Consider the following 9,551-nt stretch of genomic DNA (forward strand, 5'->3'; position numbering starts at 1 on the left):
CACCCCCGCCCCATCCCCTTGATCGTTTAACGGTTGGCTCACCGCGTCAAGGGCGCCTGACGGCGTCGCTTCGCGATGGCTTCGCCACCCTTGACACGGTGAGCCAACCGCTAAGGCAGCTGGGGATCGCCGGGGGTGGGGGTGCGGGCGGTGGGGTTCCTGCTTGCGTTTCGTTGCTGGGTGTTCGTTGTCCTAAAGAGACTGTGGTTTGGTGATGCCTAGGTGGTCTCGTAGTGTTGTGCCTTCGTAGTCCGTCCTGAAGACTCCTCGCTCCTGCAGCAGTGGCACTACCTTGTCGGCGAAGGGGTCCAAGCCGCCCGGGGTCACGTGTGGTACCAGGATGAAACCGTCGCAGGCGTCTGACTGCACCAGGTCGTTCATGGACTCCGCGACGGTTTCCGGCGCGCCCACGAAGTTCTGCCTGCCCGTCACCTCGATGATCAGTTCCCGGATCGACAGGTTCTTCGCCTCCGCCAGTTCACGCCACTGCTTCGCCGTCGCCAGTGGGTCCCGGTACATGCGGACGCTGGCCCGGCCCCTGGCGATCGTGTTCTCCCCCACCAGCGGATCCACCTCGGGGAGCGGGCCATCCGGGTCGTACCCGGACAGGTCCCGGTTCCACAGCTGCTCGAGGAACTTGATCGCCGTCTGGCCGCTCACCTGCTGGTGCCGCACCACGTCCGCGAGCTCCTGCGCCTCCGCGTCCGTGTCCCCCAGCACGAAAGTCGCCGCCGGGAGGACCACCAGGTCCGAAGGCTTCCGGCCGTAGCGCGCCAGGCGTCCCTTGACGTCACTGTAGAACTGCTGCCCGGCCTCCTTCGTCCCGTGCCGGGTGAAGATGGCGTCCGCCGTCGCCGCCGCGAACTCACGGCCCTCGTCCGAGTCCCCCGCCTGCAGGATCACCGGACGACCCTGCGGGCTGCGCGGCACGTTGAAGCGGCCCGCGATGTCGAACTGCTCGTCGTGCCGCTCGAAAGCACCGGCGTCCGACCGGGCGAGGAACTGCCCGGATGCCTTGTCGGCCAACACATCCCCGTCACGCCACGAGTCGAACAGCTCGCCCGCGGTCTCCAGGAAGCGCTTCGCCCGGACGTACCGCTGGTCCTCCGGCAGGAACCCGCCGCGCCGGAAGTTCTCGCCCGTGAACGCGTCCCACGACGTCACGACGTTCCAGCCCGCCCGGCCGGCGGACAGGTGGTCGAGGCTCGCGAACTGCCGCGCCACCTCATACGGCTCGTTGAACGTGGAGTTGATCGTGCCCGTCAGCCCCAGCCGTTCGGTCACCGCCGCGAGCGCCGCCAGCACGGTGAAGGTGTCGGGACGGCCGACCACGTCGAGGTCGTAGATCTTCCCGCCCTGCTCCCGCAACCGCAGGCCTTCGGCGAGGAAGAAGAAGTCGAACTTCGCCCGCTCCGCCGTCCGCGCCAGGTGCACGAACGAACTGAACTCGATGTGGCTGCCCGCCTCCGGATCGCTCCACACAGTCGTGTTGTTGACACCGGGGAAGTGCGCGGCCAGGTGGATCTGCTTCGTCATCTCGGAACTCCCTCAGGCGGCGTAGCGGTTGGCCGGACGGTCGAGGCCCAGCAGGCCCCGCAAGGTGTTCGCTTCGTAGGAACGGCGGAAAACGCCGCGCTGCTGGAGTTCGGGCACCAGCCCACGGGTGATCGCGGTCAGGTCGTGGGGAACCGCGCCCGGCCGCAGGCGGAACCGCGAGACACCCCAGTCGAGCAGCCGGTCCGCGAGCTGTGCCGGTGTCCCCACGAAGATCTCCGCGTCGGAGGTGTACTCCTCCCCCGCCACGTCGTCCAGGCGCGCCTTGCGGTCCCGTGCCGCCTGTTCGGTCTCGTCCAGGAACACCACCAGGTCCGCGAACACGAGCGGTCCCTCGACCGGCGCCTCCCGCTCGGTGACGAACACCAGGTCGGCGCTGCGCTCCGCCAGCCGGTACGCGACCGGCACGTGCGCCAGCACCGCCACCGGCGGCTGCCCCTGCGGCGGACGCGGCGTGATCGACGGGCCCTTCACGCTGAAGAAGCGGCCCTCGAAATCGATGTAGTGCAGCTTGTCCCGGTCGATGAACCGGCCCGTCGCCACGTCGCGGATCTCCGCGTCGTCCTCCCAGCTGTCCCACAACCGTCGCACGACCTCCACGTAGTCGGCGGCCTCGTCGAACAGGTCCTCCCGCGAGAGCACCTCGCGACGGCCGAAGTGGTCGGCCTCGACCTGCGAAGCCGACACTCGCACGCGCACGCCCCCGCGGCCGCTGCTGACGTAGTCGAGCGTCGCGATGGCCTTGGAGATGTGGAACGGCTCGGTGTGCGTCGCGAGGACCGTCGGCACGAACCCGACGTGCCGGGTCAACGGCGCCACCCGCGACGCGATGAGAACCGCGTCGAGCCTGCCCTGCACCCGGTCGGTCCGGTCGCTCTGCGGGCTGAGCGAATCCTCGATCGTGACGAAGTCGAGCAGCCCGCGCTCGGCCTCGGCCGCGAGGTCCGCCCAGTACCCCGCGGTGAACAGCTCACCGGGCCGGGCGTCCGGTTCCCGCCAGGCGGCCGGGTGCCAGCCGGCCCCGTCGAGTGCGACGGCGAGACGAAGACTCTGCGACATGCCCTGTTCCTTTCGCCGGAGGCGCCATCACCGGTTCAAACGAATGCTCCCGGCACCTATTTCCCCGGTCCACGGAGTGGGAAGGGGTAGGGGAAACCGGATGGTCCGGGCCGCCGCGGCCGGGCAAGCTGGGGTGGTGAACCGCCGCCTGCTCACCGCACCGCTCACCAGGGCCTTCGCGGGGGAACTGCTGTGGGCGCTGCTGGCGTTCCTCCCCACGCTCGTGTGCGTGGTGGTGCTGCTCGCCGGGCTGGTGCTGGGCACCGCGTTGTCCCCGGTGTTCCTCGGCGTGCTGCTGCTGGCCGGGGTGCTGGACGCCGTGCGCGACCTCGGTGGCCTGCACCGGAGGCTCGCGCGGCGGCTCCTCGGCGTGACCGTCGCCGACCCGCCGCCCCCACCGCGGAGCCTCCGTGCCCGCCTCCGCGACCGCGTCGCCCGGCGCACGCTCGGCTACCTGCTCGTGCGCCTGCCGCTGTCGCTCGTGAACCTCGCGGTCGCCGTGTCGCTGCTGGGGTACGGGCTGCTGGCGCTGACCTACCCGCTGTACTGGGGGGCCACGAGGGGCAGCCTGCTGCCGTTCACCGACCTCAGGTTCTCCACGTGGTTCGCGTCCCTGCCGTTCGCGCTCGCCGGCGCTGCGCTCCTGCTCGCGGCCCCGTGGGTGCTGCACGGGCTGACCAGCCTCGACCGCGCGCTCGTGGTGAGCCTGCTCGGGCCGAGGAGCCTCACCGAGCGGGTCCGCGACCTCGAACAGAGCCGCGCGGAGGTCATGGACGACGCGACCACCCGGCTGCGGCGCATCGAGCGCGACCTGCACGACGGGGCACAGGCGCAGCTCGTCGCGCTGGCGATGAAGCTCGGGCTCGCCCGGGACGAGCTGGCGCGCCAGGACACCGACGTGGCCACCCTGCGCAGGCTCGTGGGCGCCGCCCACGGTGAGGCCAAGCAGGCGCTGACCGAGCTGCGTGACCTCGCCCGCGGCATCCGGCCGCCCGCACTCGACGCCGGGCTCGAGGTCGCGCTCACCACGCTCGCCGCCCGCAGCGCCGTGGACGTGCGCCTGCACGTGGACCTGCCCGAACGCCCGTCACCCGCGCTGGAGACCCTGCTGTACTTCAGCGCCGCGGAACTGCTGACGAACGCGGTCAAGCACGGCCGCGCACCGGTCGTGCACGTCGAGCTGACGGCACCGGACGGGGTGGTGCGGCTGGTGGTGTCCGACGAGGGCGACGGCGGGGCGCGGCTGTCGCCCGGCGGCGGGCTCGCCGGGGTGGCCGAGCGCGTCGGTACCGTCGACGGGCAGCTGGACATCGCCAGCCCGCCCGGTGGTCCCACCGTGATCACCGCGCGGATACCGGTGGGGGGATGACATGCGCATCGTGGTGGCGGAGGACTCGGCGATCCTGCGGGCCGGGCTGGTGGAGCTGCTGACGTTGCGGGGCCACGAGGTCGTCGACGAGGTCAAGGAGGCCGAGTCGCTGCGCAGGGCGGTGCGGGAACACGCGCCGGACGTGTCCATAGTGGACATCCGGATGCCACCGGGGTTCACCGACGAGGGGCTGCGCGCGGCGCTCGAACTCCGCCGGGAGAACCCCCGCACGGCGGTGCTGCTGTTCTCGCAGTACGTCGAGACGTCGTACGCCGCCGAACTGCTCGCCGACCGCGCGGGCGGGGTGGGCTACCTCCTCAAGGACCGGGTGGCCGACGTGGCGGAGTTCCTCGACGCGCTGCGCCGGGTCGCCGCCGGGGAGACCGTGCTCGACCCCGAGGTGGTGAGCCAGCTGTTCGGCGCCGCCCGCAGGCCGGACGCGCTGGGGCGGCTCACCGACCGGGAACGCGACGTGCTCGCGCTGATGGCGGAGGGCCGGTCGAACGGCGCGATCGCGGCGAAGCTGCACCTTTCGGGCGGCTCGGTGGAGAAGTACGTCACGCGGCTGTTCGACAAGCTCGGCCTGCCACCGTCCGAAGAGGACAACCGGCGCGTGCTCGCCGTGCTGCGGTACCTGGATCCGTAATACGGTGGGGGCATGCACTCCACCGAGATCGAGATCCGCACCGGACGGCAGGCGGTCGTGCACGACCTGACCAAGCAGGCCGAGTCGTTCCTCGCCGAGGCCGGCGCCGGGGACGGGCTGCTGCACGTCTGGGTCCCGCACGCCACCGCGGGCCTGGCGATCCTGGAGACCGGCGCCGGCAGTGACGACGACCTGCTGTCCGCCATCGACGACCTGCTCCCGCGCGAGAACCGCTGGCGCCACCAGCACGGCAGCCCGGGCCACGGCCGCGACCACGTGCTGCCCGCGTTCCTGCCGCCGTACGCCACGGTCCCCGTGCTCGGCGGCTCGCTCGCGCTCGGCACCTGGCAGTCGGTGTGCCTGGTGGACACCAACGTGGACAACCAGGTGCGCAAGGTGCGGTTCAGCTTCCTCGCGGGCTGAACCGCTTCGGCACCACCAGCACCACGAGGCCCGCGGCGAGCAGGGCGCCGAGCACCCACAGCGCGACGGTCACGTCCGGTGCCCCGCCGGTGCCCTGCAGCACGCTCCGCAGGCCCTCGGTCGAAAACCGGAACGGCGTCCACGACCACAGCGCCACCCGGTACGCGGGGTGCAGCAGCTCCGGCACCTGCCCCGCGACGGCGGGCGCGAGCAGGTAGAGCGGCGCGAGCACGGCCATTGCGCCCAGCCCGAACAACCGCAGCAGCGCGCCCTGCACCGCCGCGAACGCCGTCGCGACCAGGAACACGAAGCCCAGCACGTCCCAGCCGAGCGGCAGGCCCGCGTCCCACAGCTTGAGGAACCCGGCCAGCACGGCGGTCATCAGCACTCCGCTCGCGAGCACCCGCACCAGCCGGGCACCGAGCCGGATCTCCTGCTTCTCCCGCCGCGCGGCGACGAGCAGCACGGCACCCGCGGCGAGTGAGCCCAGCCAGCACAGGATGCTCACGGCGAGCGGCGCGACCCGGCCGGCAGCGCTCGCGGGGTGCACCGTCTCGACCCGTGCGCCGGGCACCGCCGTGGTCAGGATCTGTTGCACCGCTTGGGTTCCGGCCGGGTTGACGGCGCCCGAGACGACGACGGTCGCGGGCTGCCCCAGTTCGAGGACGCCGTAGACCTCCTTGTCGTCGAGCAGTTTCCTGGCCTCGTCACGGGTCGCGACGCGCCAGCTCACCGCTTCGCCGCCGTGCGCCGTGATCTGCTGCGCGAGCGCCGGTGGCGCCACGACCGCGACCGGCAGCCCGTGTGGCCCCGTCGTGGCCTGCACCCCGACCGTCACCAGCCCCAGCACGACGGCGATCACCGCACCCGCCAGCGCCGCGAGGGACGCGAGCTTCATGACGTCCTCCAGTTTTTCTGCACTCGTTGAATTAAGGAGGACGGTAGGCAGCGCGCCACCGAAAGTCAACCCGTGTTGAATAACGCTCCCGGTACGGTCGGAGGCGTGGACAAGCGACTCGTGCTGTGGGACATCGACCAGACCCTCATCGACCTGCGTGGCGCGGGCCGCGAGTGGTACGCGCGCGTGCTCGAGGAGGTGACCGGCGTGCCGATGACCGGGATGCCGTCGTTCTTCGGGCGCACCGAGCTGGCGATCACGTCGGAGGTGCTGCGGCTGCACGGCATCGAGCCGGACGAGGAGACCGTGCGGAAGGTGTGGGCCGGCCTGGTGGTGGCCGCGGAGCAGTCACTTGCGACGATGGCGGGCGGCGGATTCGTGTTACCGGGCGCGGAATCCGCGCTCGCGGCGCTCGCGCTGGAGGGGCGCGCGGTGCAGTCGCTGGTGACCGGCAACCTGCGGGAGATCGCCTGGCACAAGCTCGCCGCGTTCGGGCTGCACGAGCACCTGGACTTCGAGATCGGCGGCTACGGCTCGCTTTCGGCGCACCGGCCGGACCTCGTGGCGTACGCGGTGGAGCAGGCCGCCACGCGGCACAGCCCGTTCGCGCGCGAGGCGGTGGTCGTCATCGGCGACACCCCCCACGACATCGACGCGGCGCTGGCCCACGGCGCGACGGCCGTCGGTGTCGCGACAGGCCGTTTCGACGCGGCAGCCCTGCGCGAGGCGGGTGCGCACGTCGTGCTGGAGGACCTGTCGGACACCGGCGCCGTGCTGGCGGCCGTCCTCGGCTGATCGTCAGCCGCGCACTGGTTCCCGCCGACGATCAGCTCGGCTCACGAAGTCCTGTCAGACCAACGCGCTGGTGTCGTCGGTCTTGTTCGGGTCACCGTCGTCGAAGTCTTCCTGGTGGTACGTCCGATCGGTGACTATCGCTGCGCCGTGGTCATGCTGACCGTCAGCGGGATGAAACCACCCAGGGCGTCCAGGACGGCGCCGACCGTGGCCACCGCGAACTCGAACTGCAGAAAGGGGAGACATGGGGACGACGTACTTGTCCCGGAAGTTCACCGCCGAGTGGCCTGTCCAGTCGTGGAGCAGGCCGTCGGGCAACACCGCCCGGACGCCCTGGCGCACGTTGTCGAGGTGGTCCACCGCCCTGGTCAGATATCCGCTGGAATTCCCCGGACCTTTTTCCAGCAGCAGTTCGTCGACGGCAGCTGGGTCACCGCCGCCGTGCTCCGAGGGCCCAGCATCGCCGCCGATCTGCAGGGGATGCTGTCGGTGTAGGTAACGGACGCGTTGCCGAGGTTGTCGCTGTCGGCCTGGAGGTACTCGGCCACGCTGTGCAGGTCCTCCAGGCGCACCGCGAAATCATGGGAATCCGCCATGCCGCCACTCTGCGGGACGGCTCTCCAACCCCGCTCCAAAGCCGGTACAAACGCCGGCGGTGACGATCAGCCGCGGACGAGCTTCACCAGGTGGGTGACCACGTCGTCCACCGGGACGTCCTGGCGCTCGCCGGAGGCGCGGTCCTTGACCTCGACCACGCCCTTCGCGAGGCCGCGGCCGACGACGAGGATCGTCGGCACGCCGATCAGCTCCGCGTCGGCGAACTTCACGCCCGGCGTGGCCTTGCGGTCGTCGAGCAGGACGCGCACGCCCGCGGCGTCCAGCTCGGCGGCGAGCTTCTCCGCACCCGCGAACACGCTCTCGTCCTTGCCCGCGATCACGACGTGCACGTCGGCGGGCGCCACGGCACGCGGCCACACCAGGCCCAGCTCGTCGTGGTACTGCTCGGCGATCACGCCGACCAGGCGGGACACGCCGATGCCGTAGGAACCCATCGTGATGCGGATCGGCTTCGAGTCCGCGCCCAGCGCGTCCACCTCGAACGCGTCGGTGTACTTGCGGCCCAGCTGGAAGATGTGGCCGATCTCGATGCCGCGGGCGGCGACGAGGGTGCCCTGCCCGTCGGGCGACGCGTCACCCTCGCGGACCTCGGCGGCCTCGATCGTGCCGTCGGGGGTGAAGTCGCGGCCGGCGACCAGGTCGACCACGTGGTGGTCGGCCTTGTCGGCACCGGTCACCCACGCCGTGCCGGTCACCACGCGGGGGTCGACGAGGTAGCGGATCCCGTTGTCCTGCAACGCCTTCGGGCCGATGTAGCCCTTGACGAGGAACGGGTTCGCGGCGAAGTCGGCGTCCTCCAGCAGCGCGACCTCGGCGGGCTCCAGCGACGCTTCGAGGCGCTTCGGGTCGACCTCGCGGTCACCGGGGATGCCGATACCGAGGATCTCCCAGTCCTTCGCGCCGGGCCGGCGGACCTTCACCATGACGTTCTTGAGCGTGTCCGCGGCGGTGAACGTGCGGCCCAGGTCGGTTTTGGTGTTGAGGTAGTCGACCAGCGTCGCGATCGTCGGCGTGCCGGGCGTGTGGTGCACCTGCGCCTCGGGCAGGCCTTCGAGGGGCCGGGCGGGCGGCGCGGGCGTGACGACGGCTTCGACGTTCGCGGCGTAGCCGGAGGCCGTGCTGCGGACGTAGGTGTCCTCACCTGTCTCGGCGACGGCGAGGAACTCCTCGGAGGCGGAGCCGCCCATCGCACCGGACGTCGCCGCCACGATCACGTACTCCAGGCCGAGCCGGTCGAAGATGCGGATGTAGGCGTCGCGGTGCAGCTGGTACGAGCGGGCCAGGCCGTCGTCGTCGAGGTCGAAGGAGTACGAGTCCTTCATGACGAACTCGCGGCCGCGCAGGATGCCGGCGCGGGGACGGGCCTCGTCGCGGTACTTGGTCTGCACTTGGTACAGGATGACCGGGTAGTCCTTGTACGAGCTGTACTCGCCCTTCACGGTGAGGGCGAACAGCTCCTCGTGCGTGGGGCCGAGGAGGTAGTCGGCGCCCTTGCGGTCCTTGACGCGGAAGAGGGCGTCGCCGTACTCGGTCCAGCGGCCGGTCTTCTCGTACGGTTCGCGGGGCAGCAGCGCGGGGAACTGGATCTCCTGCGCGCCTATCGCGTCCATCTCCTCGCGCACCACCGTCTCGATGTTGCGCAGCACCCGCAGGCCCAGCGGCAGCCAGGAGTAGCCGCCCGGCGCCACGCGGCGGACGTAACCGGCGCGCACCAGCAGCTTGTGGCTGGGCACTTCGGCATCCGCCGGGTCCTCACGCAGGGTGCGAAGGAACAACGACGACATCCTGGTGATCACTGGGGTGCTCCTAAGGTTGCGCACGGGCGCTGATACACGGTGACGGACAGCCTAGTCAACCCCGGTGGGGGCGCTTCAACCGGTTATCGCCGGGGGTGGGTGGGCGGTGGGTGGCGATGGGGTGGCCCGGGCTGCCGGGCGGATGGGTGCGGCTGGCGGCGGGTGGGCTTGGCCTGCCGGGCGGCTGGGGTTGGCAGCTGGGGCGGGCTTGGCCGCCCGGGCGGCGGGGTGCGGCTGGCGGTGGGTGGGCTTGGCCTGCTGGGCGGGCGCGGTCGATGGCTGGGCCTGGCCTGCCGGGCGACTGGCGGAGGGGTTGGAGCTGGCTCGCGGAGGGGGCGGTGGGGGCTGGGGTCGGCGCTGGGGTAGGCCTGGCCTGCCGGGCGACTGGCGGAG

9 protein-coding genes are annotated in these 9,551 nt (G+C 71.3%); 4 read left to right on the forward strand and 5 right to left on the reverse strand.

The genetic code is table 11. The features are described from left to right. Positions 1 to 192: 192 nt before the first annotated feature. On the reverse strand, positions 193 to 1,536 hold the full coding sequence (locus ABFX51_RS07610; protein WP_346053064.1) for an NtaA/DmoA family FMN-dependent monooxygenase: 1,344 nt from the start codon (positions 1,534 to 1,536) through the stop codon (positions 193 to 195). Positions 1,537 to 1,548: 12 nt separating this feature from the next. Beyond that, entirely contained in the window at positions 1,549 to 2,613 is a 1,065-nt protein-coding gene (locus tag ABFX51_RS07615) for an LLM class flavin-dependent oxidoreductase (protein WP_346053066.1), read from the reverse strand. A 136-nt stretch (positions 2,614 to 2,749) separates the two neighbouring features. On the opposite strand from ABFX51_RS07615, the gene ABFX51_RS07620 reads away from it, so the two are divergent. Genes ABFX51_RS07620 through ABFX51_RS07630 form a run of 3 tightly spaced genes read left to right on the forward strand, consistent with a single transcriptional unit; the run spans position 2,750 to position 5,051 of the window. Then, positions 2,750 to 3,982 (forward strand): sensor histidine kinase, encoded by a 1,233-nt coding sequence (locus tag ABFX51_RS07620; protein ID WP_346053068.1) that lies wholly within the window; start codon positions 2,750 to 2,752, stop codon positions 3,980 to 3,982. Position 3,983: 1 nt separating this feature from the next. Next, positions 3,984 to 4,628, forward strand: coding sequence for a response regulator transcription factor (locus ABFX51_RS07625; RefSeq protein ID WP_346053070.1), 645 nt, complete (start codon positions 3,984 to 3,986; stop codon positions 4,626 to 4,628). Between the two features lie 12 nt (positions 4,629 to 4,640). Further along, entirely contained in the window at positions 4,641 to 5,051 is a 411-nt protein-coding gene (locus ABFX51_RS07630; RefSeq protein ID WP_346053072.1) for a secondary thiamine-phosphate synthase enzyme YjbQ, read from the forward strand. Here ABFX51_RS07630 and ABFX51_RS07635 read toward each other — a convergent pair. Further along, on the reverse strand, positions 5,032 to 5,949 hold the full coding sequence (locus ABFX51_RS07635) for an ABC transporter permease (RefSeq protein ID WP_428832453.1): 918 nt from the start codon (positions 5,947 to 5,949) through the stop codon (positions 5,032 to 5,034). The genes ABFX51_RS07630 and ABFX51_RS07635 overlap by 20 nt on opposite strands. 105 nt (positions 5,950 to 6,054) lie before the next feature. Between ABFX51_RS07635 and ABFX51_RS07640 the strand changes: the two genes are divergently transcribed. Further along, complete coding sequence (locus ABFX51_RS07640) at positions 6,055 to 6,744, forward strand: HAD family hydrolase (RefSeq protein ID WP_346053074.1); 690 nt, start codon at positions 6,055 to 6,057, stop codon at positions 6,742 to 6,744. 368 nt (positions 6,745 to 7,112) lie between these two features. Here ABFX51_RS07640 and ABFX51_RS07645 read toward each other — a convergent pair whose 3' ends face one another. Further along, positions 7,113 to 7,340 (reverse strand): hypothetical protein, encoded by a 228-nt coding sequence (locus ABFX51_RS07645; RefSeq protein WP_346053076.1) that lies wholly within the window; start codon positions 7,338 to 7,340, stop codon positions 7,113 to 7,115. A 66-nt stretch (positions 7,341 to 7,406) separates the two neighbouring features. Next, positions 7,407 to 9,158 (reverse strand): proline--tRNA ligase, encoded by a 1,752-nt coding sequence (locus ABFX51_RS07650; RefSeq protein WP_346053078.1) that lies wholly within the window; start codon positions 9,156 to 9,158, stop codon positions 7,407 to 7,409. Positions 9,159 to 9,551: the final 393 nt, after the last annotated feature.

It is taken from the genome of Amycolatopsis dongchuanensis (assembly GCF_039542405.1).
Lineage (GTDB): Bacteria > Actinomycetota > Actinomycetes > Mycobacteriales > Pseudonocardiaceae > Amycolatopsis_E > Amycolatopsis_E sacchari.

Bases quoted from the DNA above. Each gene is read 5' to 3' on its own strand.
- ABFX51_RS07610 (WP_346053064.1), bottom strand. From the start codon at position 1,536: ATGACGAAGCAGATCCACCTGGCCGCGCACTTCCCCGGTGTCAACAAC.
- ABFX51_RS07615 (WP_346053066.1), bottom strand. From the start codon at position 2,613: ATGTCGCAGAGTCTTCGTCTCGCCGTCGCACTCGACGGGGCCGGCTGG.
- ABFX51_RS07625 (WP_346053070.1), top strand. From the start codon at position 3,984: ATGCGCATCGTGGTGGCGGAGGACTCGGCGATCCTGCGGGCCGGGCTG.
- ABFX51_RS07630 (WP_346053072.1), top strand. From the start codon at position 4,641: ATGCACTCCACCGAGATCGAGATCCGCACCGGACGGCAGGCGGTCGTG.
- ABFX51_RS07635 (WP_428832453.1), bottom strand. From the start codon at position 5,949: ATGAAGCTCGCGTCCCTCGCGGCGCTGGCGGGTGCGGTGATCGCCGTC.
- ABFX51_RS07645 (WP_346053076.1), bottom strand. From the start codon at position 7,340: ATGGCGGATTCCCATGATTTCGCGGTGCGCCTGGAGGACCTGCACAGC.